The organism is Ruegeria sp. YTSC192 (assembly GCF_059609705.1).
In genome coordinates this window covers 83,286-109,642 of sequence record NZ_JBXWMG010000005.1, presented here as the reverse complement: position 1 = coordinate 109,642, position 26,357 = coordinate 83,286, and the positions used below count along the sequence as shown (strand labels likewise).

General features: G+C 59.1%; 26 protein-coding genes and 1 tRNA gene. 13 read left to right on the top strand and 14 right to left on the bottom strand.

All coding sequences use genetic code 11. From position 1 onward, the window contains the following. Positions 1-11: 11 nt before the first annotated feature. On the bottom strand, positions 12-1,046 hold the full coding sequence (locus AC2FD8_RS09210) for an RluA family pseudouridine synthase (RefSeq protein ID WP_496855595.1): 1,035 nt from the start codon (positions 1,044-1,046) through the stop codon (positions 12-14). Between AC2FD8_RS09210 and AC2FD8_RS09205 the strand changes: the two genes are divergently transcribed. Next, positions 1,045-1,353, top strand: coding sequence for a DUF6476 family protein (locus AC2FD8_RS09205; protein WP_496855593.1), 309 nt, complete (start codon positions 1,045-1,047; stop codon positions 1,351-1,353). The genes AC2FD8_RS09210 and AC2FD8_RS09205 overlap by 2 nt on opposite strands. Here AC2FD8_RS09205 and lipB read toward each other — a convergent pair. Beyond that, on the bottom strand, positions 1,350-2,015 hold the full coding sequence (gene lipB / locus AC2FD8_RS09200; RefSeq protein ID WP_496855591.1) for a lipoyl(octanoyl) transferase LipB: 666 nt from the start codon (positions 2,013-2,015) through the stop codon (positions 1,350-1,352). The two genes, AC2FD8_RS09205 and lipB, sit on opposite strands and share 4 nt — an antisense overlap. Before the next feature lie 39 nt (positions 2,016-2,054). Next, positions 2,055-2,714: a DsbA family oxidoreductase gene (locus AC2FD8_RS09195; RefSeq protein ID WP_496855589.1), complete on the bottom strand. Its 660-nt coding sequence runs from the start codon at positions 2,712-2,714 to the stop codon at positions 2,055-2,057. 130 nt (positions 2,715-2,844) lie between these two features. Between AC2FD8_RS09195 and AC2FD8_RS09190 the strand changes: the two genes are divergently transcribed. Beyond that, positions 2,845-2,931: transfer RNA gene (locus AC2FD8_RS09190), tRNA-Leu, on the top strand. Positions 2,932-3,585: 654 nt separating this feature from the next. Here AC2FD8_RS09190 and AC2FD8_RS09185 read toward each other — a convergent pair. Further along, complete coding sequence (locus AC2FD8_RS09185) at positions 3,586-4,002, bottom strand: HIT family protein (protein ID WP_496855587.1); 417 nt, start codon at positions 4,000-4,002, stop codon at positions 3,586-3,588. 307 nt (positions 4,003-4,309) lie between these two features. Here AC2FD8_RS09185 and ctaD point away from each other — a divergent pair, with 307 nt between their 5' ends. The 3 genes from ctaD to AC2FD8_RS09170 all read left to right on the top strand — a co-directional run bounded on the left by ctaD (position 4,310) and on the right by AC2FD8_RS09170 (position 7,274). Then, entirely contained in the window at positions 4,310-5,983 is a 1,674-nt protein-coding gene (gene ctaD, locus AC2FD8_RS09180) for a cytochrome c oxidase subunit I (protein ID WP_496855585.1), read from the top strand. 146 nt (positions 5,984-6,129) lie between these two features. Continuing rightward, the gene (locus AC2FD8_RS09175; RefSeq protein ID WP_496855583.1) at positions 6,130-6,729 is read left to right on the top strand and encodes a 2-hydroxychromene-2-carboxylate isomerase; all 600 of its coding nucleotides are present in this window, start codon (positions 6,130-6,132) and stop codon (positions 6,727-6,729) included. Between the two features lie 44 nt (positions 6,730-6,773). Next, positions 6,774-7,274: a DUF2244 domain-containing protein gene (locus tag AC2FD8_RS09170; RefSeq protein WP_496855581.1), complete on the top strand. Its 501-nt coding sequence runs from the start codon at positions 6,774-6,776 to the stop codon at positions 7,272-7,274. Positions 7,275-7,276: 2 nt separating this feature from the next. Here AC2FD8_RS09170 and AC2FD8_RS09165 read toward each other — a convergent pair whose 3' ends face one another. Next, positions 7,277-7,762 (bottom strand): GatB/YqeY domain-containing protein, encoded by a 486-nt coding sequence (locus AC2FD8_RS09165; RefSeq protein WP_496855579.1) that lies wholly within the window; start codon positions 7,760-7,762, stop codon positions 7,277-7,279. 182 nt (positions 7,763-7,944) lie between these two features. Between AC2FD8_RS09165 and carA the strand changes: the two genes are divergently transcribed. Together carA and AC2FD8_RS09155 are read left to right on the top strand one after the other, a co-directional pair. Beyond that, a complete protein-coding gene (carA, locus tag AC2FD8_RS09160) occupies positions 7,945-9,111 on the top strand; it encodes a glutamine-hydrolyzing carbamoyl-phosphate synthase small subunit (protein WP_496855577.1) in 1,167 nt (388 codons plus the stop codon). A gap of 94 nt (positions 9,112-9,205) precedes the next feature. Further along, complete coding sequence (locus AC2FD8_RS09155; RefSeq protein WP_496855575.1) at positions 9,206-11,089, top strand: glycosyltransferase family 2 protein; 1,884 nt, start codon at positions 9,206-9,208, stop codon at positions 11,087-11,089. A 96-nt stretch (positions 11,090-11,185) separates the two neighbouring features. On the opposite strand, the gene AC2FD8_RS09150 is transcribed toward AC2FD8_RS09155, so the two are convergent. Next, positions 11,186-11,833 carry a GntR family transcriptional regulator gene (locus AC2FD8_RS09150; protein ID WP_496855573.1) on the bottom strand — a complete coding sequence of 216 codons (648 nt, stop codon included), beginning with the start codon at positions 11,831-11,833 and terminating at the stop codon, positions 11,186-11,188. Between the two features lie 100 nt (positions 11,834-11,933). Between AC2FD8_RS09150 and AC2FD8_RS09145 the strand changes: the two genes are divergently transcribed. From AC2FD8_RS09145 to AC2FD8_RS09135, 3 genes are all read left to right on the top strand, one after another. After that, entirely contained in the window at positions 11,934-12,578 is a 645-nt protein-coding gene (locus tag AC2FD8_RS09145; protein WP_496855571.1) for a pyrimidine 5'-nucleotidase, read from the top strand. A gap of 86 nt (positions 12,579-12,664) precedes the next feature. Further along, a complete protein-coding gene (locus tag AC2FD8_RS09140; protein ID WP_496855569.1) occupies positions 12,665-12,913 on the top strand; it encodes a hypothetical protein in 249 nt (82 codons plus the stop codon). 73 nt (positions 12,914-12,986) lie between these two features. Continuing rightward, a complete protein-coding gene (locus tag AC2FD8_RS09135; RefSeq protein ID WP_496855567.1) occupies positions 12,987-14,183 on the top strand; it encodes a UbiH/UbiF family hydroxylase in 1,197 nt (398 codons plus the stop codon). 12 nt (positions 14,184-14,195) lie between these two features. Here AC2FD8_RS09135 and AC2FD8_RS09130 read toward each other — a convergent pair whose 3' ends face one another. After that, a complete protein-coding gene (locus AC2FD8_RS09130) occupies positions 14,196-15,323 on the bottom strand; it encodes an aminotransferase class V-fold PLP-dependent enzyme (protein ID WP_496855565.1) in 1,128 nt (375 codons plus the stop codon). A gap of 230 nt (positions 15,324-15,553) precedes the next feature. Here AC2FD8_RS09130 and hutC point away from each other — a divergent pair, with 230 nt between their 5' ends. Then, positions 15,554-16,255 (top strand): histidine utilization transcriptional repressor HutC, encoded by a 702-nt coding sequence (gene hutC, locus AC2FD8_RS09125; protein WP_496855563.1) that lies wholly within the window; start codon positions 15,554-15,556, stop codon positions 16,253-16,255. Positions 16,256-16,261: 6 nt separating this feature from the next. On the opposite strand, the gene AC2FD8_RS09120 is transcribed toward hutC, so the two are convergent. Then, positions 16,262-16,720 (bottom strand): Lrp/AsnC family transcriptional regulator, encoded by a 459-nt coding sequence (locus AC2FD8_RS09120; RefSeq protein ID WP_496855561.1) that lies wholly within the window; start codon positions 16,718-16,720, stop codon positions 16,262-16,264. After that, complete coding sequence (locus AC2FD8_RS09115; protein ID WP_496855559.1) at positions 16,717-17,172, bottom strand: Lrp/AsnC family transcriptional regulator; 456 nt, start codon at positions 17,170-17,172, stop codon at positions 16,717-16,719. The genes AC2FD8_RS09120 and AC2FD8_RS09115 overlap by 4 nt, the downstream gene beginning before the upstream one ends. A gap of 131 nt (positions 17,173-17,303) precedes the next feature. On the opposite strand from AC2FD8_RS09115, the gene ilvC reads away from it, so the two are divergent. Both ilvC and AC2FD8_RS09105 read left to right on the top strand, forming a co-directional pair. Next, complete coding sequence (gene ilvC / locus AC2FD8_RS09110; protein ID WP_496855557.1) at positions 17,304-18,326, top strand: ketol-acid reductoisomerase; 1,023 nt, start codon at positions 17,304-17,306, stop codon at positions 18,324-18,326. Positions 18,327-18,555: 229 nt separating this feature from the next. Beyond that, positions 18,556-19,458, top strand: coding sequence for a DMT family transporter (locus tag AC2FD8_RS09105; RefSeq protein WP_496855785.1), 903 nt, complete (start codon positions 18,556-18,558; stop codon positions 19,456-19,458). On the opposite strand, the gene glmM is transcribed toward AC2FD8_RS09105, so the two are convergent. From glmM to AC2FD8_RS09080, 5 genes are all read right to left on the bottom strand, one after another. Then, on the bottom strand, positions 19,455-20,798 hold the full coding sequence (gene glmM, locus AC2FD8_RS09100) for a phosphoglucosamine mutase (protein WP_496855555.1): 1,344 nt from the start codon (positions 20,796-20,798) through the stop codon (positions 19,455-19,457). The two genes, AC2FD8_RS09105 and glmM, sit on opposite strands and share 4 nt — an antisense overlap. Before the next feature lie 35 nt (positions 20,799-20,833). Then, positions 20,834-21,832 (bottom strand): dihydropteroate synthase, encoded by a 999-nt coding sequence (folP, locus tag AC2FD8_RS09095; protein ID WP_496855553.1) that lies wholly within the window; start codon positions 21,830-21,832, stop codon positions 20,834-20,836. After that, entirely contained in the window at positions 21,829-22,749 is a 921-nt protein-coding gene (locus tag AC2FD8_RS09090; protein WP_496855551.1) for a dihydroneopterin aldolase, read from the bottom strand. The genes folP and AC2FD8_RS09090 overlap by 4 nt, the downstream gene beginning before the upstream one ends. 163 nt (positions 22,750-22,912) lie before the next feature. Beyond that, positions 22,913-23,554, bottom strand: coding sequence for a cell wall hydrolase (locus AC2FD8_RS09085; RefSeq protein ID WP_496855549.1), 642 nt, complete (start codon positions 23,552-23,554; stop codon positions 22,913-22,915). Positions 23,555-23,740: 186 nt separating this feature from the next. Continuing rightward, the gene (locus AC2FD8_RS09080) at positions 23,741-26,302 is read right to left on the bottom strand and encodes a putative PEP-binding protein (protein ID WP_496855547.1); all 2,562 of its coding nucleotides are present in this window, start codon (positions 26,300-26,302) and stop codon (positions 23,741-23,743) included. Positions 26,303-26,357 lie beyond the last annotated feature (55 nt).

Below are 26,357 nucleotides of genomic sequence, written 5' to 3'. Positions count from 1 at the left end.
GAGTTTGCGTATTATGACAGAGGGGTGCGCAGCGTTTCAATCAGGTCCTGCATGTCCTGCGGCAGATCCGCTTCAAATCGAAGGTTTTCGCCTGTCACCGGGTGCTCAAAGCCCAAGACGGCGGCATGCAACGCCTGACGCGGAAAGGCACGCACGGCCTCAGAGGTTGCCGCGCTGAACGCTTTGGCCGCCAATTTGCGCTTACCACCATAGACCGGATCACCAACCAGACCATGACCTGCATGGGCCATGTGCACGCGAATTTGGTGGGTACGCCCTGTCTCAAGCCAGCATTCCACCAGCGTCACCCCTGCCGGAGACCCAAACGTCTCGACCACACGCGCACGTGTCACGGCGTGCCGCCCACCGTGAAACAGAACCGCCTGTCTCTGACGGTCGGTTTTGTGCCGCGCAAGCTGAGTAGTCAGGCGCATGATGTTGCCCGGCTCGAAACTCACCCCTTTGACGCCCCGCAAGCGCGGGTCATTGGCATCCGGTACCCCGTAGCAGACCGCTCGGTAGTAACGCTCGACACTATGCGCCTCGAACTGTGCGGCCAGTCCATGATGAGCTGCATCCGATTTGGCGACCACAAGAAGCCCACTGGTTTCCTTGTCGATCCGGTGGACAATGCCGGGTCGTTTGACCCCGCCCACCCCGGACAAATCTGCCCCGCAATGGTGAAGCAGCGCATTTACAAGCGTCCCGCTCGGCGATCCCGGCGCAGGATGCACGACCATTCCGGCGGGTTTGTCGACCACAATCAGGTCGTCATCCTCGAATACCACCTCAAGCGGGATATCCTCGGGGCCGATATGGCTGTCTTCGGCCTCAGCAACCGTGATGACCACCACGGCTCCTTCCGCCACTTTGGCCTTTGGATCGCGCACCTCTGCCCCCTCGACCAGAACCGAGCCCTCTTCGATCAATCGCACCAGACGGGTGCGCGACAGGTTTTCCCCGGCTGGCACATCCCGCGAAAGCGCCTTATCAAGGCGAGGCGGCGGAGCGGCCGCGATCTGAAACTCAACCTGTCGGGTGCCCATGACTGTCCCTTCCGAACCCCAAGAAGAACCGCAGGAAACGCCGCAGCTGAGGCTGCTTCGGCGTATGGTCATGCTGCTGACCGCGGTGATGATTGGCGGGGTTCTATTGACATTCGCACTGATTGTCATCCGGCTATCGGACCGAACCCCGACCCTGCCCGATCAGATTGAGCTGCCAGACGGCGCCAAAGCTCAGGCCGTGACGATTGGAAACAACTGGTATGGCGTGGTCACCGACGATAACCGCATTCTGATCTTCGACAAAACCACCGCGAGACTGCGGCAAGAGATCGTGCTGGAGCCCTAGGCGCGCTGTGCGTCGGCTTGTTCAAAGACTTCCGCAAAGCTTTTGCGCAGGGCGGCATCCACATCTGCCATTGTCACCGGCAGCCCCAGATCAACCAGCGATGTGACGCCGTGTTCCCGAATGCCGCAAGGTACAATGCCCGAGAAATGGTCCAGCTCAGGCTCGACATTGATCGAAATGCCGTGAAAGCTGATCCACTTGCGTAGGCGCAGACCGATCGCAGCGATCTTGTCTTCTGCAGGCTGACCGGTGATCGTCAGCGGCTTGTCATCCCGCTGCACCCACACGCCGACGCGCCCGTCGCGAATCTCACCCTTGACGTTGAACTCATCCAATGCGGCGATCACCCAGGTCTCGAGCTGCTTTACAAACAGGCGCACATCGCGGCCCCGTTTGTTCAGATCCAGCATGACATAGGCCACCCGCTGACCGGGGCCGTGATAGGTGTATTCACCACCGCGCTTGCTGTCATAGACAGGGAACCGGTCAGGGTCGGTCAGATCCTGACGCCGTGCAGACGTACCCGCCGTGTAAAGAGGCGGATGTTCCAACAGCCAAACGCATTCATCGGCTTCGCCCGCAGCGATGGCTGCAACCCGCGCATCCATAAAAGCGACGGCCTCGGGGTAGTTGGTCAACCCATCTGTGATCTTCCATTCCATGCCTGCCTCATACCGTGCCGGACGGTTGAGAGAAAGAGGTCACGCGGCCTCTTCCAGACATTGCTTCAGGACATTGGCGTATGTCTCGGCCCCTTGCGCCCCCGTGGTCAGGTATTTCCCGGCAAACACCATCGAAGGCACGCCGGAAATGCCCCGACTGGTCCAGAATTGCTGTTTCTCCCGCACCGAGGCCTGATGATCCCCAGATGCCAACGCCGCCCGCGCGGCTAGCGGGTCCAGACCTGCGGCCTCAGCCGCGCCTGCAAGCACATCAATGTCCGAGACATCTTTCTGATTCGTAAAATACGCTTCGAAGAGCGCCAGTTTCAGCAGGTGCTGTCGCCCCTGCCCCTCGGCCCAGTCCAGCAACTGATGCGCCTGGAACGTATTCACCATGCGGCTGTTGTCGGTGAAATTGAAAGCAAAGCCAAGCTCTGCCCCGATCGAGGTCAATCGCTCGCGCGCCTGAGCGCTTTGTTCGACGGTGCTGCCGTATTTCTCCATAATGTGTTCACGCAGGTTCTGCCCTTCGGCTGGCATCTGCGGATTCAGCTCAAACGGATGCCATCTGAGCCGGGCAAGGACGTTTTGCTGCTGCAACGCCTGATCAAGCTGTTTGAAGCCGACGATGCACCAAGGGCATACGACGTCAGAAACAACATCAATCTGAACAACGGGACGGGTATCCGGGGTGGTCATAGGGGGCTCCTGCAGGATGGTTGGATTGTACAGATATGAATGCCGACGCGGAAATCAAACCGACGCGCTTTTGCCTCTTCACATCCGGGTTCCAAGCGTCTATACGCCGCGCTACCAAGTCATTGGCAGTGCGGTCGTGGCGGAATTGGTAGACGCGCAGCGTTGAGGTCGCTGTGGGGTAACTCCCGTGGAAGTTCGAGTCTTCTCGACCGCACCATTTAAAACAATGATTTAGATGTGGTTCATCAAAGCTAAAACAACTGCAATAGCAACCGGAATATAATTTTTGGCGGATCATTTGCCGTTTCTTTCTCAAACCACGCTTTAGATCGAACCATCGCCTTTTTGATACGGCTTTCCACAATTGTCCGAACGCTTCAGGCGTGGGGAATGATCGGATTTTCTCGTGCGCCAAAGGTTTCCGAAGTTTCAAATGGGTATGAAAGATCCATGTTTTTGGTTCGTCAGGGTCAACCACGGAACTGACCCGGCCCAACACACACCAATTTCGAATCGCCGGGACGGCCAAATCCTCATACAATCTCCGCGCCTGCACCTCTCTGTTTCCAAGCTGCAGCTAGCGGTCGTTTCAACCCTGCAATATTTGGCAGCCATTGTGACCATTTAAGAGAAAGCTTAACCAAATTTCACTAAATTGGCATACATTCGCCCAGTTGCAGAGTAACATTGTCCTACCAGTCTTGAGTGAGTGGTATGTTAACCGGTAACCCGGATCTGATCCGGGGACCCGTGAAGTGTATGGGTACGAGTCTGCCGTTCCGACCCCAAATCGGAACGGCAATTTCGTTTCAGGGCAATGTTTCCGGCAGCTCTGACGGCTTAGCACCCGAAATCACGCAGCCTCGAAGACCTAAAGCGCAGCCTTGACTTGCTCGGCGTGTTTGGCAATGACCTCGAAATCCCCCATCGTGCCGGGTGCGCGCAGGGGTTTGCCCTCATGCCGGGGCAGAATGTGGAAATGCAGGTGGAAGACCTCCTGCCCCCCTGCCGCTTCGTTGAATTGCTGAATCGTGATTCCACCTGCATCAAACGCCTGTTTGGCGGCGCGTGACAGTTTCTGCACGGTTGCCATGACGGCGTTCAGCTGCTCGGGCGTGGCGTCCAGCACGTTGCGGCACGGGGTTTTCGGGATGACCAGCAGATGACCATCGGCACGGGGCATGATGTCCATGAACGCCAGCGTCTCATCATCTTCGTATACGCGGGTCGAGGGGATTTCGCCGCGCAGGATTTTGGCAAAAATGTTGTCCGGATCATATGCTGACATGTCGGGCCTCTGAAATTGCAATGCGTTTACAGGTGTTCTGCGACCCGAATGTGCTTGGGTCAAGGCGGAACTCGGCCAATTGGGGCTGACGACCCGGCGCGACCTCTTGAAAGAAGGAATGAAATAGCCAGATTCGAGCCATCCATGATCTGAAATCGCGGCGCAGCGCTCTGCCCGCGACAATTAATCTTGATCCAGATCAAACTCGGCCATTGAAGGCGACCTCTTCGCAATCTAAAACCAGCAGTAATCCTGCGCACCGGAGAGGTCTGGCTGCGCGGCGCAGTTGCAACAGGAGGCACCTAAAATGGCAGACGCAGCCATTCATGGCCACGATCATGAAGACGAGCGCTCGTTCTTTCAGCGCTGGTTCATGTCGACCAACCACAAAGACATCGGGATTCTATACCTGATCGTCTCGGCACTTGCCGGTTTGATCTCGGTTCTGATGACCGTTGTCATGCGGATCGAACTAATGGAGCCGGGGGTACAGCATATGTGCCTGGAAGGGTTCCGACTGTTCGGCAGCGGTGCAGAGCTTTGCACACCGAACGGTCATCTGTGGAACGTGATGATCACCTATCACGGTGTTCTGATGATGTTCTTCGTTGTCATCCCCGCCCTGTTCGGCGGATTTGGCAACTATTTCATGCCGTTGCAGATCGGCGCGCCGGATATGGCGTTCCCGCGGATGAACAACCTGTCCTTCTGGCTTTATGTCGCAGGTACATCGCTGGGTGTTGCCTCGCTGCTCAGCCCCGGTGGGAATGACCAGTTGGGTTCAGGCGTGGGCTGGGTATTGTACCCGCCGCTGTCCACGACCGAAGGCGGCATGTCCATGGACCTGGCGATTTTCGCAGTTCACGTCTCGGGCGCGTCATCGATTCTGGGCGCGATCAACATGATCACCACCTTCCTGAACATGCGTGCCCCGGGCATGACCCTGTTCAAGGTGCCGTTGTTCAGCTGGTCGATCTTTGTCACGTCGTGGCTGATTCTGTTGTCGCTGCCGGTTCTGGCGGGCGCGATCACCATGCTGCTGATGGACCGTAACTTTGGCTTCACCTTCTTTGATCCTGCTGGTGGCGGTGACCCGATCCTGTATCAGCACATCCTGTGGTTCTTCGGCCACCCCGAAGTGTACATCGTGATCCTGCCCGGCTTCGGCATCATCAGCCACGTGATTGCGACCTTCGCACGCAAGCCGATCTTCGGTTACCTGCCGATGGTCTGGGCGATCATCGCGATTGGTGTTCTGGGCTTCGTCGTTTGGGCGCACCACATGTACACCGTTGGCATGTCGCTGCGTCAGCAGGCCTACTTCATGCTGGCCACGATGGTCATCGCGGTTCCGACCGGGGTTAAGGTGTTCTCGTGGATCGCCACCATGTGGGGCGGCTCAATCGAGTTCAAGACACCGATGCTGTTTGCCTTCGGCTTCCTGTTCCTGTTCACCGTTGGCGGTGTAACCGGTGTGGTTCTGTCGCAGGCCGGTATCGACCGTGCCTATCACGACACCTACTACGTTGTGGCGCACTTCCACTATGTAATGAGCTTGGGTGCTGTCTTCGCGATCTTCGCCGGGATGTACTTCTACTTCTCGAAGATGACAGGCCGTCAGTATTCCGAGTTCTGGGGCAAGGTTCACTTCTGGCTGTTCTTCATCGGCGCCAACCTGACCTTCTTCCCGCAGCACTTCCTGGGCCGTCAGGGCATGCCGCGCCGCTATATCGACTATCCTGAAGCGTTCGCTCAGTGGAACTTCGTGTCGTCGATCGGTGCTTTCGTGTCCTTCGCTTCGTTCCTGCTGTTCTTCGGTATCGTGATCTACGCCCTGTTGCGTGGCGCCAAGGAAACACGTCCGAACCCGTGGAACGAATACGCGGACACGCTGGAATGGACCCTGCCGACCCCGCCGCCCGAGCACACGTTCGAGCAGCTGCCAAAGCAGGAAGACTGGGACAAAGGCCACGCGCACTAAGCCCCGGCTGAGAGACCAGGAAAACCCCGCCATCCCGGCGGGGTTTTTCTTTGCGCACTCACCTTTTCGAACAACACATCGCCAGAGCGGGCAAAATGGGCTATTCTGGTAAGGGAAACTCATCCGGCAATCCGGGGAGGGTCCAGATGCCCGAAATTGACTTTTGGTATTCGATCGGCAGCACATACAGCTTTCTGACGATCATGCGCCTTGACGATTGGTGCGCCGAAAACCACGCCTCTGTGCGTTGGCGTCCGTTCAACGTGCGCAGCGTGATGTCCGAACAGCAGAACGTGCCCTTTACCGGCAAGCCGGTGAAATCTGCCTATATGTGGCGTGATATCGAACGCCGGGCGGCCAAGTATCATATCCATGCCAAGCTGCCTGCGCCCTACCCTATTTCAGACCTGCCTCTGGCCAATCAGATCGCCCTACTCGGGATGAGTGAGGGTTGGGGTAAGGATTACACCCAGAACCTCTATCGGATCTGGTTTGAAGACGGTGTCGAAGCAGGCAGTGAGACCGCTCTCTCCGAGGCCCTACTACGGTGCCAGCAAGATCCCCGCCTTGTCCTTGCCCGCGCGCGCAGCCCTGATGCCGTTGCGGCGTTAGAGGCTGAGACCGAACACGCAAAACGCCTCGGAGTTTTCGGCGCACCCAGCCTTGTCGTCCGGGGTGAGGTCTTCTGGGGCGATGACAGATTGGACGATGCGCTGTCCTGGGTCCGGGTGGGCCACGTTGTGTGATCTTTAACCTTAGACAGCGCACCACTTTGCGCTAGTTTTTCGTTATGCCTTATCAATGGAATCACACCTCGGATCTGGAACAGGAATTGCGCCTCTGGCCGCACAATTCATTGCCGCCTCGCGGCGCGATGATCGTGATCCTTTCGGTTTTCACCTTCGGCCTGATTCCAATTCTGGCCATGCTCGGATCAGTTGTCTTATGGGGATTGCTGCCCTTCCTGTTGCTGACAGTTCTAGGCCTGTGGCTCGCGATCCAGACGAACTACCGCGCGCGCAGCGCGGTCGAGGTTCTGACCCTCAGCGGCTCACAGGCGCGTCTGGTCCATCAGTCTCCGGGCAAGCCGCGGCAGGAATGGTCCTGCAACAGATATTGGGCCCGTCCTGAAATGCACAAGACAGGCGGACCTGTGCCGCATTACGTGACCCTGATCGGAGCAGGTCGCGAGGTCGAGATTGGCGCGTTTCTGTCCGAGGATGAACGGATCACCCTCTATGACGACCTGATGGCAAAGCTGCGCGGACCGGCCGCGCAGCAACAGGTTTAGCTTTAGCAGTTGCCGTTTGAGGCGGCACAGAGATGGTCTTTGACCATCGGGCCGACCTTGCCGAAATCCATCTGACCGGTGTAACGCGTCTTCAACTCGCCCATCACCTTGCCCATATCGCGGATCGAACCCGCCCCTGTCGCGGTGATCGCGGTCAGAATCGCTTTCGAGACCTCGTCTTCATCCAGCTGCTTGGGCAGGAATTCTTCGATCACCGAGACTTCCAGCAATTCCCGTTCCGCCAGATCCAGGCGTCCGCCCTCTTCATAGGCGCGGGCGCTTTCCTTGCGCTGCTTGGTCATTTTACCAAGGATTTCAAGAACCTCGGCATCACCGCAGCCCTTGGCCTCTTCGTCTTGCGAGCCCCGCGCGGCAATATCGCGATCCTTGATCGCAGCATTGATCAGCCGCAGAGTCGACAGCCTCTCGGCTGCCTTGTCTTTCATCGCTTGCTTCAGGGCGGCATTCACCCGTGATCGCATGTCCATATGGTTTGTCCATCCCCATGACAAAGGAACTCCGAACATATCCAAACAAAAAGCGTGATACAACAGGGGACGAATGCCGCTAACATATTGAAAAACAACGATAGCCTAAAAAATGATCAGACTTGACCCGAACGTATAACCCCCTTAGGTATGCGCCGATTTACCTGCAGGAGAGTTGCGCCATGGCCCAGAACGCCCCGTCCAAGCCCACCGCATGTCTGGCTTTGGCCGACGGAACTTTGTTCTACGGAATGGGCTTCGGCGCCACCGGACAGACCGTGGCCGAGCTGTGCTTCAACACCGCCATGACCGGCTACCAAGAGATCATGACCGACCCCTCTTATGCCGGTCAGATCGTTACCTTCACCTTCCCTCATATCGGCAATGTCGGCGTGAACCGCGAGGACGATGAAACCGGTGATCCCGTGGCTGCAGGCATGGTGGTCAAATGGGATCCGACCGAGCCATCGAACTGGCGTTCAGCTGAAGAGTTGAAGGGCTGGTTGGAGCGTCGCGGCCGTATCGCGATCGGTGGCGTCGACACCCGCCGCCTGACCCGCGCAATCCGCCAACAAGGTGCGCCGCATGTCGCCTTGGCCCACGACCCCGAGGGCAACTTCGATATCGAAGCGCTGGTTTCCGCCGCCCGCGGCTTTGCCGGGCTTGAAGGGATGGATCTTGCGAAAGACGTCACCTGTGCCCAAAGCTACCGCTGGGATGAGATGCGTTGGGCCTGGCCGGACGGCTACCAGCGACAAGAGGCCCCCGCCCACAAGGTTGTTGCCCTTGATTTTGGTGCAAAGCGCAACATTCTGCGCTGCTTGGCGTCGGCCGGATGTGATGTGACCGTTCTGCCCGCAACAGCCACAGCAGCCGAAGTTCTGGCCCATGAGCCAGATGGTGTTTTCTTGTCCAACGGCCCCGGCGATCCGGCGGCTACAGGCGAATATGCCGTACCGATGATCAAAGAGATCCTCGACACCACCAAACTGCCGGTGTTCGGCATTTGCCTTGGCCACCAGATGCTGGCCTTGGCGCTTGGCGGGCAGACCGTCAAGATGAACCACGGCCACCACGGCGCAAACCACCCGGTCAAGGATCTGGAGACCGGCAAGGTCGAAATCACCTCAATGAACCACGGCTTTGCGGTCGATGCGCAGTCACTGCCCGATGGCGTGGTGGAAACGCATCGCTCATTGTTTGACGGCTCCAACTGCGGCATCCGCATGACCGACCGCCCGGTTTATTCGGTGCAATACCACCCTGAGGCCTCGCCCGGACCGCAGGACAGTTTCTACCTGTTCGAACGTTTTGCCAACGCGATGGCGGATGCAAAAGCACAGGCATAAACACCAAATTCCCATGTATTTATCAGAGTTAACCGCGCGTTAACCTAAATTGATCAACCCTGACGCCAACAAAAGGTGTCAGGGTTTCTTTTTTATGGTTGATTTGAACGCACAAAAAGCCGCTGCAACACATCCGATCCTGTCGCCTGAGCTTCGCAAACCCGTAGGGGCGTGTCTGGTCGATGCCGGAGTGATCACGCAGAACCAGCTGGATCATGCGCTGGACCTTCAGGCCCGTCAGAACGCTCCGCTCGGTGAAATTCTGGTAAGTGAGGGTTGGGCAAGCCGCAAAGATGTTCTGGCTGCTTTGTCCGCGCAAACCAATCTGCAGATCGCCGATCTGGTCCACACCCCGCCTTCGGCGGAGCTAAGTATGCTCAAACCGATGGGGTTCTGGCTGCGCCACAATGTGATCCCGTGGCTGCGGATCGGTCCGTTTCTGTTTGTCGCAACCGCGCGACCGGATCGCTTTGCCACAGTGTCGGCCGAAATGGCGGGCTGCAATTTGACCATCGTTCCGGTCGTCGCCGCCGCTGATCAGATCGACCGCTCGATTGCTCAGATTTTCTCGGACCAGTTGGCCCAAAACGCCGAAGCCCGCGTGACCGAAGATCAAAGCTGCCGCACCTGGACCGCCTGGTCCCGAACCCGTAGCGCAAGCATTGTGGCGCTGGCCCTGTTCGCTTTCATTTCGTTTCCGCTGACGGGGATGGCCGTTTTGGCGACGGCGGCAGTGGTGTCTTTGCTGTTGTTCTTGATCATGCGGTTCTCGGGCCTGTTGGCCTTTGCCTACCAAAACCTGCGCCCGCAGCCTGCCCCATCCTCGCCGGTAACTGCTCTGCGGCAGCCCTGCGTGTCGATTATGGTGCCTCTTTACAAAGAGCGTGAGATCGCAGGCGCGCTGATCCGGCGCCTTCAGCGCCTGACCTATCCCAAGGCACTGCTGGATGTGATTTTGGTGCTGGAGGAAAAGGACGACGTCACGCGGGACACACTGTCAAAGGTCGACCTGCCCAGCTGGATCCGAACCATCGAAGTGCCCGAACTGAACGGCCTGACCACCAAACCTCGCGCCATGAACTTCGCTTTGGATTTTTGTCGGGGTGATATTCTGGGCGTCTGGGATGCCGAAGACGCCCCCCAACCCGATCAGGTCGAGCGGGTCGTTGATCATTTCACACAGGCCGCGCCGGAAGTTGTCTGCCTGCAAGGCGCGCTGGATTACTACAACCCGCGCACCAACTGGCGCTCTCGCTGTTTTACGATCGAATATAATAGCTGGTTCCGCGTTATTCTTCCGGGAATCGCCAAACTGGGTTTCGTGGTCCCTCTGGGCGGCACGACCTTCTTCTTTCGCCGCGACAAACTGCTGGAGCTTGGTGGCTGGGACGCCCACAACGTGACCGAGGATGCGGATCTGGGCGTTCGCCTCTGCCGCGCTGGTTACCGAACCGAGATCGTGAACACCACCACCTTTGAAGAGGCCAACTTTCGCGCCTGGCCGTGGGTCAAGCAACGCTCGCGCTGGCTCAAAGGTTTCATGGTCACCTATCTTGTCCATATGCGCGCGCCGCTGCGCCTGCTGCGGGATCTGGGGCCGCTGAAATTCATTGGCATTCAGGCGTTTTTCATGGGTACGGTTGGGCAGTTTTTGCTGGCCCCCGTCCTGTGGATGTTTTGGCTAACCACGTTGGGGCTAGACAACCCATTCCTGCAAGTGATCCCGATGCAGACCTTCAAAACCCTGATCTGGCTGTTTCTGGCCGCAGAAGCGTTGAACTTTATCATCGGCGTCATCGCCGTTTGGGCGAAAGAGCGGCGGTTTCTGCTGCCTTGGGTGCCCACGATGATCCTGTATTTCCCGCTGGGGGTCGTGGCGGCCTACAAAGCATTGTGGGAACTGGCCGCCAAACCGTTCTTCTGGGACAAAACCCAGCATGGGCAGGCTTCTGAGGACCTTCCGCCGCAGGGCGCCTAGATCGCTTTGCGTTTGATTTGAAACGAAATACGCCGCCTCTCCCTACGGTCGAACGCGCATTTCGATAACTTTGCCTCGGATAAAACGCAAAGCGCTTTAGCCGTCGCGCCGGATCGCATCCTGTTTCAGACGAGTCATGAACGCGACCGAGATATGCTCTTTCAGGGCCTTCGCTGCGCCCTCTTCATCCCCTGCTGCAATGGCTTCGACGATGCCCTTGTGTTCGCTCTGCGCGATTTCACTGCGCCCTTGCGCCGCCAGAGATGTGGTCGCCATCAGCGCCATGGTCCGATGCACAAGGTCCAGTTGCTGCACCAGATAGCGGTTGTGTGAAGCCAGATGGATCTGTTCATGAAACCGCCGGTTCGCCCGCGACAGCGCGGCCGGGTCGTCGATCAACGCATCATCCTCGGCGACCATCTCCTGCAGCACGCGAATTTCTTCCTCGGTCGCATGTTTGGCGGCAAGGCTTGCGGCCAGCCCCTCCAACTCGCGCCGAACAATGTAAAGCTCGGCCATCTGGTTGTGATTCAGGGAAGCCACGATCAGCGACCGCCCGTCCCGTTCCAGCAGGGACTGCGTTTCCAGACGTTGCAACGCCTCGCGAATAGGGGTGCGGGATACGCCGAACCGTTCGGCCAGTTCGCTTTCGACCAGACGATCTCCGGGCTTGTAGACACCGACATCGATGGCCTCGAGTATCAGCGAATACGCGTCTTTGCTGGGGTGTCTGGATTGGGGCATGGGATGATTGGTCTCCTGGTTCGGACCTGTCTATCCGTCCTGACCGCCTGCAATCAAGTGCAGCATTGAAAACCCGCCCACAGCGCCCTACACCCTAGGCATGGTCAAACCGTCCTTCAGCCACGTCACGCAATGGGTGTTCGATCTGGACAACACCCTCTACCCGCCGCAGATGCGCCTGTTCGATCAGATCGAGGTGTTGATGACGAATTACGTCGTGCAAGCCATCGGCGTCGACCGGGCCGAGGCTGACCGCCTGCGCGGGCATTACTGGCGCGAATACGGAACCACTCTGGCCGGATTGATGGCCGAGCATGATCTGGACCCTGACCCTTATCTGCATGCGGTTCACCAAGTCGACCTGAGCCATATGGACCCTGACGCCGAACTGGCCGACCATATCCGCGCCCTGCCCGGTCGCCGCATCGTCTACACCAATGGCAGCGCACCTTATGCGGAGCGCGTCCTTGAGGCGCGCGGGCTGACCGGTCTGTTCGATGCCATCTACGGCGTCGAGCATGCCGGATATCGCCCCAAACCCGAAAAGGCCGCGTTCGAGGCAATCTTTGCGCAGGACGGGATCACAGCTGAGACAGCCGCGATGTTCGAAGACGACCCGCGCAATCTGGCCGCCCCGCATGAGATGGGAATGCGCACGGTACACGTCGCGCCTGACCCTCATGACGCCGATCATATCCACCATCACACCGACGATCTGACCGCCTTCCTCGCCCGCCTGCGATAGGCTGTCACACTGCGACGATCTGTATATTCTGCAGCTGCAAAATCATCCCTATATGCCGGTCTGCGACGAACAGAACGGAGACCCCGATGACCGCGATCATGATGCCGCAGCGCCTGCCGATTTGGCAGCGCCTGCTCTTTGCAATTCCCCTCTTTGGCTGGATGGCCCGCGACGTGGCCGATGGTCGCCCCGAGGATCTGGGCTATACCGCTGCTGCGATTGTCAGCATGTGGGGCTGTTCGGCATTGCTGTTTGGTCTGCCGGGCCTATACATCCCTGCACTGATGATGGTTCCGGTGATGTTTCTGGTGCTCATCCTGATTTCGCGGGGCTAACACACGGGACAGGATGTCGCTTGGCGCAGAGGCATGAACCGAACTAGGTTTTGCCGGGAACGGAGAATGCGCCATGACAGACAGCTGTGACATCCTGATTTCCGGTGGCGGCATCGCAGGGCTAACCGCTGCCGCCGCATTCGGCGCCGCTGGGTTCAACGTGGTGTGCGTTGACCCTACACCGCCAATCACGGAACGCGATGTGGATGGCTCGGACCTGCGGACCACCGCGTTTCTGCAACCCTCCCGCGTTTTGCTGGAACAATGCGGATTGTGGGACCGGCTGGACAGCTACGCGGCACCACTGCAAGTCATGCGGATCGTTGACGCGGGCGGCGACATTCCCGAACCGCGCGTCGTACGGGATTTCAACGCCTCGGATATTTCCGAGCAACCCTTTGGCTGGAACCTGCCCAACTGGCTGCTGCGGCGCGAGATGGTCGCACGCCTGTCCGAACTGCCCAATGTTGATTTCCGCCCCGGCACCGCAACGGTCAGCCTGTTCACCCGCACCGCCGAGGCCCGCGTTGGGCTAAGTGACGGCGGCCGTATCCGTTGCAAGCTGGTGATCGCTGCGGACGGACGCAACTCCCCAATGCGAGAAGCCGCGGGGATTTCCGTTCATACGACGCGCTACGGTCAAAAGGCGCTGGCCTTTGCCGTGACCCACCCCATCGCGCATGAGAATGTCTCAACCGAAATCCACCGCTCTGGCGGGCCATTCACGTTGGTGCCATTGCCGGATTGGCAGGGTCAGCCATCGTCAGCCATCGTCTGGATGGAGCGCGGCCCGCGCGCGGTCGAACTGCTGAACCTCGACGCTGAGACCTTTGAGGCCGCGATGACAGAACGCTCCTGCGGGGTATTCGGACCTTTAAAGCTAGCCTCACGCCGCACGATCTGGCCGATCATCAGCCAATCCGCCGAACGGCTGTCGGGCGAGCGCATTGCTCTGATGGCCGAAGCCGCCCATGTCGTGCCGCCCATCGGCGCGCAGGGTTTGAACATGTCATTGGGAGATCTGCGAACGCTTCTGGACCTCGCGCAGGCCCGACCAGATGGTCTGGGCGACGCACAGATGCTAGAGGCCTACCACAAGGCCCGCCATGCCGAGATCGAACTGCGGGTAAAGGGGATCGACCTTCTGAACCGCACCTCAATGCTTGAGGCGCGGCCCCTGAGGGATGCACGTGCTATGGGCCTGAACGCGCTTTATTCCATGGCGCCGGTGCGCAAGACGTTGATGCAGATGGGCCTCGGCATGCGCTGAGGCCCCAGTGGCTTACAGAACCTGATCCAACACGCGCTTCAAACGCGCAATCGTGCCATCGACGTCATAGAGCTTATCAAGACCAAACAGACCCAACCGGAAGGTGCTGAACCCGGCAGGCTCATCACATTGCAGTGGCACACCAGCCGCGATCTGCATCCCCAAAGCGGCGAATTTCTTGCCGTTCTGGACCTCGGGATCGGCAGTATAGCTGACCACGACGCCCGGAGCGCCAAAGCCTTCCGCCGCGACTGAAACGATGCCCCTGTCCTTTAGCATCGCGCGCACGCCATTGCCCAAGGCCCATTGCGCCTCGCGCAGTTTTTCAAAGCCGTAATCCTGCGTCTCGGCCATCGTATCGCGGAACGCGCGCAGCGCGTCGGTCGGCATGGTTGCGTGATAAGCATGACCGCCATCCTCGTAGGCCTGCATGATCTGCCGCCACTTCTTGAGGTCAATGGCAAAGCTGTCGGACTGAGTGTCCTGCAACCGCGCCTCGGCTCGTTCGGACAGCATGACCAGACCGGCACAAGGCGACGCGCTCCAGCCTTTCTGCGGGGCTGAGATCAGCACATCCACACCGGTGGCCTTCATGTCGACCCAGACGCAGCCCGACGCGATGCAATCCAGAACCATCAGCGCGCCAACCTCATGTGCGGCGGCAGCCATGGCCGAGACATAGTCATCCGGAAGAATCACTCCGGCCGAGGTTTCCACATGCGGGGCAAACACCACATCCGGGCGCTGCTCGCGGATCGTTGCAACGACATCTTCGATCGGCGCCGGCGCAAAAGGCGCAGGGCTTTCATTGCCCGTCTCGCGCGCTTTCATCACCGTGACCGACCCGGTCAGCGCGCCGTTTTCGATAATCTGGCTCCAACGGTAGGAAAACCACCCGTTGCGCACCACCAAGACATTGGCACTACGCGCAAATTGACGGGCCACCGCCTCCATCCCATAGGTGCCGCCACCGGGAATGATGGCGACGCCATCGGCATTGTAGACCTGCTTCAACATGCCCGAGATATCGCGCATCACCTGCTGAAAACTCGCTGACATGTGGTTCAGGGATCGGTCCGTAAAAACAACCGAAAATTCTTCAAGACCATTGGGGTCGATGGAATCCAGCAAAGCGGGCATGACATGTCCTTTCAATCAAAGTTAAAGGCACCTTCCTCTCAATACCATTGCGGGTAAAGCTCAATTGCAACGAAATGAGCACTCGAAACACTGTTTGAGCATAAACTGTGACGAAAAACAAAATGGCCAGCGCCTCAATATTGACGCCAACTAGTGTCACTTCCCCTTTACACTTCTGAGTGCTTCTGAACAGATGCATACACGTTTAAACTGAAGGGAATTAGAAGCCCGTGACTGCACAAAAGCGGATCAGCTTTCAGATTGTTCGAGATGAGGTAAAGCGCCGGATCGAAAGCCGAATTTGGCCTCAGGGTTCGTTGCTTCCGACCGAAGCCCAGCTTGCCGAAGAGTTCAACTGCGCCCGTGCGACAGTGAACCGTGCCCTGCGCGAACTGGCCGATCAGGGCGTTGTCGAAAGAAAGCGCAAAAGCGGAACCCGCGTGAAGAAAGAACCCAGCAAACATGCCAAGCTGGAGTTCTCGCTGACCCGTCAGGTCGTGGAAAACCAAAACGCCGCGTATCGCTATGCCCTTGTCGAGCGAAACATCGTGATCAGCCCCGGTTGGCTGGCCTCACAACTCAGCGTTGCGCCGGATGCCCGTGTGCTGCACGTCATTTGCATGCACTATGCCGACAACAGGCCATTTCAGTTAGAGGAACGCTGGATCAACCTTGATACCCTGCCCGAAGTCGAGGGCGCTGACCTGAGCGATCACGGCCCGCATGAATGGCTGTTGAATGTGGCACCGTTCACCGATGCCGAGGTCGCCTTTTGTGCCGTATCAGCCGACAGCCGATTGGCCGAGTTCATGGGCACCACCACAGGTACGTCTATGATCCAGCTGGAACGCACAACCTGGAAAGATGAAAAACCACTCACCTTTGCGCGGATGACTCACCATCCGGGTTTCTACATCCGCACCAAATACTGATCCCGCTCAACCAATTGGTCCGGGCAAACGTTCTTCGCTGAGCAAGACATTCGCCTCGACATCGCCAGCACCGGGAAGGGTCATGATCCGCCGCCGCAAGACCCGTTCGAAATCTGCCAGATCACGCGCCACAACACGCAGGCGGTAGTCGTACAAGCCCAGAACATGCTCGACCGTCTGCACCTCGGGGATGGCGCTGACGGCGCGTTCGAAATCCTCCAGGCTCACCTGCCCCTTGCGCGCCAGCTTGACGCCAAGAAAGACCGTGACGCCGAAACCCAGGGCTTCGGCATTCAGGCGTAAACGACGGCCCTTGATCACCCCTGCCTCTTCCAAACGGCGAATACGCCGCCATGTGGCAGGCTGCGACAGTTCCAAACGACGCCCGAGCGCGCCTGCGCTTTGGGTTGCGTCCTGTACCAGCGCGCGCAGGATCTTGCGATCGATCTCATCCAGTTCGATCATACCGGCAGCACCTCATCCCGTTTGACCCGCGCGATATGCATCAAAGCCTCGATATCCGCGATATGCGGCAGGGTCAGAATGCGGTCGCGATAGACCTGCTGATAGTGCGCCATGTCCCGCGCCAACACCGAAAGGCGCACATCCACACGACCAAGGAAAGTCTGTATCTCAATCACCTCGGCAACCTCTCGCGCAGCTGCGGTGAATTCGTCAAACGCCCGGGCCTGTGTCTTGTCCAGCGTGATCCGTAAGGAAACTTCAACCGAATACCCCAGGACGGCCCAGTCGATCACGGCCTCCTGCCCTTCGATCACCCCGGCCGCCTGCATCTTTTCGATCCGCCGCCAGCAGACGCCCGAACTGATACGGCAGCGCTCGGCCAGTTCCGCCGTTGTCAGGCTTGGATCAGCCTGAAAATGGCGCAATATCCGCCGATCAACATCATCAAGCATGATTTTTTCGTATTTCCCTCAATCAAAGAATTATTCTTCATCTTTTTGACAAATACTCAATCCCAACCCTATCGCCAATACCAAAGGCTCAGGCTAAAAGCACAGCAATCGAAACAGAAAGGACCAGCGAAATGCGCGTCTACTACGATCGCGATTGCGACATCAACCTGATCAAAGACAAAAAAGTGGCCATCCTTGGCTATGGCAGCCAGGGTCACGCGCACGCGCTGAACCTGCGCGACTCGGGTGCGAAGAACCTTGTCGTCGCTCTGCGCGAAGGCTCTCCCTCGGCCAAGAAAGCCGAAGGTGAAGGTCTGCAGGTCATGGGGATCGCCGAAGCGGCCGCATGGTGCGACGTCATCATGTTCACCATGCCCGACGAACTGCAGGCTGAGACCTACAAGAAATACGTACATGACAACATCAAGCCCGGCGCGGCGATCGCCTTCGCTCACGGCCTGAACGTCCATTTCGGCCTGATCGAGCCGAAAGAAGGCGTCGATGTCATCATGATGGCCCCCAAAGGCCCGGGCCACACCGTGCGTGGCGAATACACCAAAGGCGGCGGCGTGCCTTGCCTTGTTGCCGTCAACAACGACGCAACCGGCAAAGCACTGGAAATCGGCCTGTCCTACTGCTCGGCCATCGGTGGCGGTCGTTCGGGCATCATCGAGACCAACTTCCGCGAAGAGTGTGAAACCGACCTGTTCGGCGAACAGGCCGTTCTGTGCGGTGGCCTGGTCGAACTGATCCGCTGCGGCTTTGAAACGCTGGTCGAAGCGGGCTACGCGCCCGAAATGGCCTATTTCGAATGTCTGCACGAAGTGAAGCTGATCGTTGACCTGATCTACGAAGGCGGCATCGCCAACATGGATTACTCGATCTCGAACACGGCTGAGTACGGCCAGTACGTCACCGGCCCGCGTATCCTGAAATACGACGAGACCAAAGCGCGTATGAAAGAGGTTCTGAACGACATCCAGCAGGGTAAATTCGTTCGCGACTTCATGCTGGAAAACGCGGTTGGCCAGCCGACCATCAAAGCGTCGCGCCGTGCCAATGACGAGCACATGATCGAAGAAACCGGTGCCAAACTGCGCGGCATGATGCCCTGGATCTCGGCCGGCAAAATGGTCGACAAAGAAAAGAACTAAAGCGTTTCGGGTTTTACCTGAATCGCCGAGTGACACGAATGTCCCGAGAACGCTGAAAGCGTGACAGGGTATTCGTGTCACAGGTTTAACCTGAAACGCTATAAGCCCGGCATCCGTCGGCGAAAGGGCGGCCCGTCTGGCCGCCCTTTTTCATTTGCAACGGCGCGAACCCCCTACCATAAACTTGTGAACACAAGCGCTTTTTCACCTCAACCCCACAGGCACAACCATAGTTTCCCAGCCCACAAAACACGATTGGATCGGCGTCTTCTCGCTTGGCCTTATCTGGGGCGGTACATTCATGGTCGTGGCCATGGCGCTTGAGGGGTATGGCCCGATCACGGTTGCAACGTCCCGCACCACACTTGGCGCTTTGACACTGCTCTTTCTGATGCGGATCACCGGACGCCGGTTTCCAACGCTCACCCCGGCGCTTGGCGGCTCGATCATCCTGATCGGTGTACTTTCGACTGCGATACCGTTCATGCTGCTGAGTTGGGGACAGCAATTTGTACCATCGGCCTTTGCGGGCCTGTCTATGGCGGCCATTCCCTTGATGGTTCTGCCACTGGCGCATTTTTTCTCGGACGAACCGCTCAACCTACGTCGATTTCTGGGAGTGTGCCTCGGGTTTTCCGGCGCATTGATCCTGATAGGTCCGGGGCTATTGCAACTGGGCCAAGGAACCGAACCACTTGCGCAAATGGCCTGCATCACAGCGGCGTTGTGCTACGCGGTTTCCTCGATTCTGACGCGACGATGCCCACCGATTGATCCGGTTGCACTGGCTGCACTGACATTGCTGGTGGGCGCGGCGCTGCTGTTGCCCATCATGCTGATGACCGAGGGACTGCCCGAATGGCAAGACCCCCGCCCTACCCTCGCGCTGATCATATTGGGCCTTGTGCCAACGGCCTTGGCAAACTTCTTGCGCGTTTCGATCACACGCAGCGCGGGGTCGGTGTTTCTGACGCTCGTGAACTATCAGGTCCCCGTCTGGTCGATGGTTTTCGGAGCGTGGATTCTGTCCGAGGCCCTGCCCCTGCGGTTCTACATCGCACTAGCCATGATCCTGATGGGCATGACCATCAGCCAGTGGTTCAGCCTACGCAAAGCTCTGATCGGCCGTTAAGACGTTGCCGCCTCGACCTCGGCCACGATGCCATCAACCACCTGCGTCAACAGAGCAGCATCCTCACATTCCGCCATGACACGAATCAGAGGCTCGGTCCCTGACTTGCGGATCAGCAGACGGCCCTGCCCGTTCAGGCGTGCTTCGGCATCGGCTATTGCAGCTTGAACGCTGGCGACCTCAAGCGGCAATTGATCCTGCTGGTAGCGTACATTCTTCAACAGCTGAGGCACCGTTTCAAACTGCTGCGCAAGCTCAGAGGCCTTGCGTCCGCTCAGAACCATTTCTGACAGAAAGTGCAGCCCGGCCATCAGGCCATCGCCGGTTGTTGCATAGTCGCTCATGACGATGTGGCCCGATTGCTCACCACCAAGGTTGAAACCGCCCTGGCGCATTCGCTCCACAACATAGCGATCACCAACTGCCGTCCGCTCCAACCGCAGGCCCTGCCCTTGCAAATGTCGCTCCAACCCGAGGTTGGACATCACTGTCGCAACCAATGCACCGCCACTTAGCCTCTCGGCGCGGGCCCAAGCCCCGGCCAAAAGGGCCATCAGTTGATCGCCATCGGCAACCTTGCCGTTTTCGTCAATCACGACGACCCGATCCGCGTCGCCATCAAGGCATATACCAACATCAGCGCCATGCGAGACAACGGTTTCCGCAGCCACGCGCGGCTTGGTGGACCCGCATTCTAGATTGATGTTCTTGCCATTCGGCGACACGCCCATCGGGATGACGTCGGCGCCAAGCTCCCACAGGACCTCGGGCGCCGTGCGGTGGGCGGCACCATTGGCGCAGTCGATCACCACTTTCAAACCGTCCAGACGCACATCGCGCGGAAGTGAGGACTTGACCCGCTCGCCATAACGGAACCGCGCATCATCCACCCGGCGGGCGCGTCCGATATTCTGCGCCTGAGCGGGGCTGACGCCCTCTTCGATCAAGCGCTCAATCTCAAGCTCGGCCTGATCCGAGAGCTTGTAGCCATCGGGCCCGAAGAACTTGATGCCGTTATCCTCAGCCGGATTATGGCTGGCCGAGATCATGACCCCCAGATCCGCACGCATGGATTGGGTCATCAGACCCACCGCGGGGGTCGGCACCGGCCCCAGCAGCAGCACGTTCATACCGGTCGAAGTCAAACCCGCCGTCAGCGCGTTTTCCAGCATATAGCCGGACAGGCGCGTGTCCTTGCCGATGACCACGCGGTGAACTCCGGTCGCGTCGCGGCGGAAGTAGCGACCGACCGCCGCGCCTATGCGCAAGGCCATTTCTGCTGTCATCGGATGCGTATTGGCTGTGCCCCGCACACCGTCAGTTCCGAACAGCTTGCGCATAATCAAGTCTCCGTAAAAATTTCCTTGTCACCGAATTAACGGACGGCAGCCCATAGGCGCAAGGCCTGAGCGGTCTCGGCCACGTCATGGACCCGAATGATCTGCACGCCCTGGGACAATCCGTCCAAAGCGATCGCAATTGATCCCGGTGCGCGCGCTGTTTTTCGCGGCTCCTGCCCGATAGAGCCAATCAAGCCCTTGCGCGAGACACCCAGAAGAATCGGGCAGCCCAGCCCATGGAACAGACTTAAGTTTCGCAGCAGGGCCAGATTGTGGTCCTCGGTCTTGCCGAAACCAATGCCCGGATCGACGATGATCAGATCCCGGTTCAGGCCCAGCGCCTCAAGCCGTTCGATCTGACCGGCCAGAAAATCGTAGACATCCAGCACGACGTTTTCATAAACTGGATTGTCCTGCATGGTCGCGGGATCACCCTGCATATGCATGACACAGACGGGCGCGCCCAGCCCTGCGCAAAAGGGCGCAAGCTCCGGATCGAAGGTGAAGCCCGAGACGTCATTGACCAGCCCCGCCCCGGCCTCACACGCCGCTTTGGCCACAGCGGCTTTGCGGGTGTCGATCGAGATCAAGGCGTTTGTTTCAGACCGGATCGCTTCGATCACCGGACGGGTCCGGGCGATTTCCTCATCCACTGGCACAAAATCCGCTCCGGGGCGCGTGGATTCCCCACCGATATCCAGAATCGTGGCCCCGTGCGAGACCATCTCAAGGGCCCCAGCCCTCGCAGCCTCGACCGAGCTGTGGATACCGCCATCCGAGAAACTATCGGGCGTTGCGTTCAGGATGCCCATGATATGAGGGCGCGCCATGTCCAGACCGGACAGGGGCGCACGCGGGCGGCTGAGGCGGTGCAATACATCCGCAGGAATATTCTCTGCAGCTACGACCTGAGACGCTCCACCGCGCGAAAGCGCTTCGGCATGGGTGAACCACAGCGACTGGCCTGCCAGAGGCACGGCGCCATCCGGGCGGGTCGTACCATGCTGTACCAGCGGTCTGTAGTATCGGCTCACAATTGCGCCTGATCGATGGTCACGGCACGCAGCGGCGTTTTCGGCTCGCTCGGCAATGCGCCCCCGATCACCATCATCTCGCTGGCCTCGAACGTCGCCGCAAACCACGCCGCCAGCGCAACCGCGTCCGAGGGCGCAGCCGAGGGGCCATCAACAGCATCCAGAACGATCTTTGACGGAGCCCAGACACAAATCTGGCCGTTCTTCATCGCCCAATCCAGCTCGGTCCGGGTTGAGACGACTACGCAGCGATGATCGCGCGCGGCCAGAACCCATGCGTTCTGCTCAATCGACAGCAGGTCGATGCGGCGCTGTGTCATAGCGTGACCGGTCTGCGGCACAGTCAAATCCGAGGCCCCGACACACAGGATCAAAGGACGCTGACGATTTTCCAGCTGATCAATCCAGCCGGTCAGATTGTCCGAGGCCATCGCCTCGTTCGACAGAAAGACCAGACGTGGATGGGGGCGTTCCTCTTCCACGACGTCGTGATGCACGGCGTCCTTGCCGCGCACGATCTCGACCCCAAGCGCACCGGGGCCGCGATCCAGCTTTTCGATCCGGACAAACACGCGGATGGCCTGAGGTTCCAGCAGGATACGTTCGGCCACGCGTTCGGCCAGCGTTTCCAGCAGGTTCAGGCGCTCGGCGGCCAGTTCATAGGCAATCGCTTCGGTCACACGGTCATAGGACAGGATGCGATCCACATCGTCGTCAATATCCGAGGTAAGCGGGCGCACCTCGACCACAATATTGAAACAGATCCGCTGGGTTGTGCCACGTTCAGCCTGAAAAGCACCGATCTCGACCTCGACAGTGTGGTCCCGCAGCGAGATGCGATCCAAAGGCCCCCGGGGCGAGGTCGCCTCGGACCGTTCAGAGGGGTGCGCAAAAGCGAGGCGGATTTCAGAACTCATGGGTCAGGCCTTCTTGGGCTCGTTGAAACATTCGCCCAGTCTAGGCGTTTCGAGGGCCTATAGCATTCATACAAACGCCATTCCAACCGTTGATTTCGACGCTTATTCGGCGTGCAACGGTATACGCTGCGCCTTGAATTCAAGACGCAGCGTGCGACCTGCCTCAGTTGCTCGCAGTGCGGTAATTGTGGCGGTAGAAGATGTGAACACCAATCTGCGCCGTCTGTTTATAGACCCGTGCCCAGGATGGGCGGACCGCAGTGGTATGATAGTGGGTCGCCCCTTCGGTCAGTTCCCTGGCAACGCCATCCATCGCCGCACGGGCCACTTTTGAAACACGCTCAAAAGCTTTCTCTTCGTGGATCACTTCTTTGCGGCCATCACATGTATAGGTGAACTGGCATTGATATTTCTTGCCTGTCCCCTGTCGGATCACACCGCAAAGGCTATTGGGAAAACGGCTGCTCTTGACCCGGTTCAGGATGACCTCGGCCACGGCAAACTGGCCGCGCACGCTTTCGCCACGAGCTTCGAAATACAGCGCCTCAGACAGGCATTTCCAGCCTTCATCCCCGGTCGCTTTGGGCTGCTGGTCCAGCCAGTCCTTGGAATAGGACACTTTGATCGGTTCAACCACTTTGCGCGGCTGGAACAGTTTCAGATAATCCCGAAAGCTCTGACCCGGCAATTCACTGCGGGCAACCAGTTCTTTCTTGTCGGTATCCGTGGCTTCCCTCTCAGCGTAGGACGCACTCGGCAGCACGGTTGCTGCCAATGTGGCAACAGCCATTATATAACGTAGCATCAGATAACCTCGCACAGGCACTTCACGCGCCAAACCCTCCCCCGGCGGGCGCGACGAGGCATTTAGCGCAGTCTTGCGCAAAGGTCCAGATCAGAGATGAATACAAGTGGAAAATCGCTCGTGGAGAAGATTTTTTCTGCCACAAGTTCGCTTATGACCCACTAATCATGGGGTTTCAGGCTAGTGTCAACCCCCAAGTCTGGACGAAATCGCCAGTTGAGCGGCAGCCAGCCGAGCGACCGGAACCCGGAATGGAGAGCAGGACACATAGTCAAAACCCAGATCGCGGCAAATGGCGATTGATTCGGGGTTACCGCCATGCTCTCCGCAGACCGAAAGGGTCACATCGGGCTGGGCGAGGCGCCCTCTTTCGGACCCGAGCTTAAGCAATTCACCAACCCCGTCCGCGTCCAGCACATGAAACGGGTCTTCGGTAAAGACCCCCTGCCGGACATAGGCAGACATGAAACGCCCCGCATCATCGCGCGACAGACCATAGGTCATCTGGGTCAGGTCGTTGGTTCCAAAGCTCAGAAACGCGGTGTTGGGTGCAATCTCTTCGGCACGCAGGCAGGCGCGCGGTGTTTCGACCATCACGCCAAGGCGGTATTCGAATTCCTGCCCCTGTTCCGCCGCGACGGCGGCCGCCACCGTGTCGATGCGGGATTTCACCAGCTCGACCTCTCGCTTGGCCGAGACCAGCGGGATCATCACCTCGGGCACGACTGGCGCACCGTTCTTGCTGGTCTCAAGCGTGGCCTCAAAGATCGCCCGGGCCTGCATGTCATAGATTTCGGGCACCGTAACGCCCAGGCGAACCCCGCGCAGGCCCAGCATCGGGTTGTATTCCGTCATCGCGGCAACACGACGCTCCACATCCGAGACCGGCAAATCCAGCGCTTCGGCCAATTCGCGCTGGCCACTACGGGTGGTGGGCAGGAATTCGTGCAGCGGAGGGTCGAACAGGCGAATGCAGACCGGCTGGCCTTCCATGATACGGAACAGTTGAACAAAGTCGTCGCGCTGCATGGGCAGCAAACGCTCCAACACCGCCGCACGGCCTGAAGAGGTTTGCGCAAAGATCATCTCGCGCATCACGATCAGACGACCGGGATCAAAGAACATATGCTCGGTCCGGCACAGGCCGATGCCCTGCGCCTGAAAGTTTCGCGCGGTCTGCGCATCCGCTGGGGTATCGGCATTGGCGCGGATATCGATGTCCCGCTCGGCATCGGCCCAGCCCATGAGCGTCTGGAAACAGTCATCCAGCGCAGCCTCGAGCATCTCGGGCCGCCCTGCCAGAACCTGACCCGAGCTTCCGTCGATTGTCAGGACGTCACCGGTCTTGAACACCCGTCCATCCGGCGTCGACAGCATTTCCTTTTTGGTCTGGAACCGCATCTCGGACGCGCCGACGATGCAGGGCAGACCCAAACCGCGCCCGATCACGGCGGCATGGCTGGTCATCCCGCCCTTTTCGGTCAGAACGGCAACGGCGGCATGCATGCCCCGCACATCCTCGGGCGAGGTTTCGCGGCGCACCAGAACACAGGCCTCGCCCCGCGCGGCACTGGCTTGCGCCTCGGCAGCTGTAAACACGATCTTGCCGGTCGACGCCCCCGGACTTGCGCCAATCGCGGTGGTCAGCACATCCCGCTCTGCCTCGGGGTGGACCTGCCGGTGCAGCAGTTCGTTCAGGGCATGCGGGTCCACACGCATCACCGCCTCTTGCGGCGGGATGATCCCGTCTTCGGCCAGCCGCACCGCAATCCGCATCGCCGCGCGCGCGGTTCGTTGAACACGCACACCGTCCAGAATATGCACATTGCCGTTCTGGATCACGAATTCGACCTGCATCTCCTCGCGCAGCTTCTCGCGCATCAAGGCGGCCTGGGCTTTCAGATCGGCAAATGCATTGGGTGCCACCTCTTCCAGTGACGCCCCCCTTGGGTCTTTCTCAAGATACAGCGCCGAGACATCTTCGCCCAACGCATCCCGCCCCTGGCTCTGGCTCAGATACCGGCCGGTGATCTGAGGCATGCCCGTAGTCGGATCGACCAACTGCAGCACGCCCGAGCCGCATTCGCCCTGCCCGACGCCCGGTATCATCTCTTGGATGACCAGCCCCAGCCCCGCATCGGCTGGCGCGCCCTTGGCCTGACGCAACAGCCGCGCCGAGGTGCCATCCCACGCCCGCGCCATCGAACGCAAAACGCCGATCAACTGTTCACCGGGATCCTCAGGAAAGACTTCATCGGTCTCATCCTCATAGGCGTGCAGAGTACGCTTCAACCCCGCGACACCATCCTCGTCGATCTCGTCGAACACATCCGCATCCAGACGCGCCACATGGATCGCGTAGCTTTGCACGAACCGCAAATACATGGCGGCTGCAGCCTCATCCCCCATCGAGTTCGACAGTTCAGCAAACCGCGCCTCGTTCATGCCAATGTTCAGAACCGCACCGGGGCCGCCCCAATCGGGGTCCTCGGAACTGGGCCGTACACACAGCAAGGCCGTCGGTTCGAATTGCTCAAGGATTGCCGCCAGATCGGGGATTTGCCCTTCGGCAATGTGCTGGACGGCATCAAACGACAACGCGACCGTGCGCGGCACCGGCATCTCCAACCGGACCAGACGTTGCAGGCACTTTGCCCGCCCGCCATGGGTGTGCGGGGCAACGGGCGCGGTGGGCGTGATGAGCGTGGTATGCGGATTATTCTGCACTGCGGCACCTTTTGGTTTCACCGCAGCATAGGCCCCTGCGCCCGTCGCGCAAGGGTGATCTGGGCGCGCAAATCCG

Bases quoted from the DNA above. Each gene is read 5' to 3' on its own strand.
- AC2FD8_RS09205 (WP_496855593.1), top strand. From the start codon at position 1,045: ATGACTGTCCCTTCCGAACCCCAAGAAGAACCGCAGGAAACGCCGCAG.
- AC2FD8_RS09210 (WP_496855595.1), bottom strand. From the start codon at position 1,046: ATGGGCACCCGACAGGTTGAGTTTCAGATCGCGGCCGCTCCGCCGCCT.
- lipB (WP_496855591.1), bottom strand. From the start codon at position 2,015: ATGGAATGGAAGATCACAGATGGGTTGACCAACTACCCCGAGGCCGTC.
- AC2FD8_RS09195 (WP_496855589.1), bottom strand. From the start codon at position 2,714: ATGACCACCCCGGATACCCGTCCCGTTGTTCAGATTGATGTTGTTTCT.
- AC2FD8_RS09185 (WP_496855587.1), bottom strand. From the start codon at position 4,002: ATGTCAGCATATGATCCGGACAACATTTTTGCCAAAATCCTGCGCGGC.
- ctaD (WP_496855585.1), top strand. From the start codon at position 4,310: ATGGCAGACGCAGCCATTCATGGCCACGATCATGAAGACGAGCGCTCG.
- AC2FD8_RS09175 (WP_496855583.1), top strand. From the start codon at position 6,130: ATGCCCGAAATTGACTTTTGGTATTCGATCGGCAGCACATACAGCTTT.
- AC2FD8_RS09170 (WP_496855581.1), top strand. From the start codon at position 6,774: ATGCCTTATCAATGGAATCACACCTCGGATCTGGAACAGGAATTGCGC.
- AC2FD8_RS09165 (WP_496855579.1), bottom strand. From the start codon at position 7,762: ATGGACATGCGATCACGGGTGAATGCCGCCCTGAAGCAAGCGATGAAA.
- carA (WP_496855577.1), top strand. From the start codon at position 7,945: ATGGCCCAGAACGCCCCGTCCAAGCCCACCGCATGTCTGGCTTTGGCC.
- AC2FD8_RS09155 (WP_496855575.1), top strand. From the start codon at position 9,206: ATGGTTGATTTGAACGCACAAAAAGCCGCTGCAACACATCCGATCCTG.
- AC2FD8_RS09150 (WP_496855573.1), bottom strand. From the start codon at position 11,833: ATGCCCCAATCCAGACACCCCAGCAAAGACGCGTATTCGCTGATACTC.
- AC2FD8_RS09145 (WP_496855571.1), top strand. From the start codon at position 11,934: ATGGTCAAACCGTCCTTCAGCCACGTCACGCAATGGGTGTTCGATCTG.
- AC2FD8_RS09140 (WP_496855569.1), top strand. From the start codon at position 12,665: ATGACCGCGATCATGATGCCGCAGCGCCTGCCGATTTGGCAGCGCCTG.
- AC2FD8_RS09135 (WP_496855567.1), top strand. From the start codon at position 12,987: ATGACAGACAGCTGTGACATCCTGATTTCCGGTGGCGGCATCGCAGGG.
- AC2FD8_RS09130 (WP_496855565.1), bottom strand. From the start codon at position 15,323: ATGCCCGCTTTGCTGGATTCCATCGACCCCAATGGTCTTGAAGAATTT.
- AC2FD8_RS09120 (WP_496855561.1), bottom strand. From the start codon at position 16,720: ATGATCGAACTGGATGAGATCGATCGCAAGATCCTGCGCGCGCTGGTA.
- AC2FD8_RS09115 (WP_496855559.1), bottom strand. From the start codon at position 17,172: ATGCTTGATGATGTTGATCGGCGGATATTGCGCCATTTTCAGGCTGAT.
- ilvC (WP_496855557.1), top strand. From the start codon at position 17,304: ATGCGCGTCTACTACGATCGCGATTGCGACATCAACCTGATCAAAGAC.
- glmM (WP_496855555.1), bottom strand. From the start codon at position 20,798: ATGCGCAAGCTGTTCGGAACTGACGGTGTGCGGGGCACAGCCAATACG.
- AC2FD8_RS09090 (WP_496855551.1), bottom strand. From the start codon at position 22,749: ATGAGTTCTGAAATCCGCCTCGCTTTTGCGCACCCCTCTGAACGGTCC.
- AC2FD8_RS09085 (WP_496855549.1), bottom strand. From the start codon at position 23,554: ATGCTACGTTATATAATGGCTGTTGCCACATTGGCAGCAACCGTGCTG.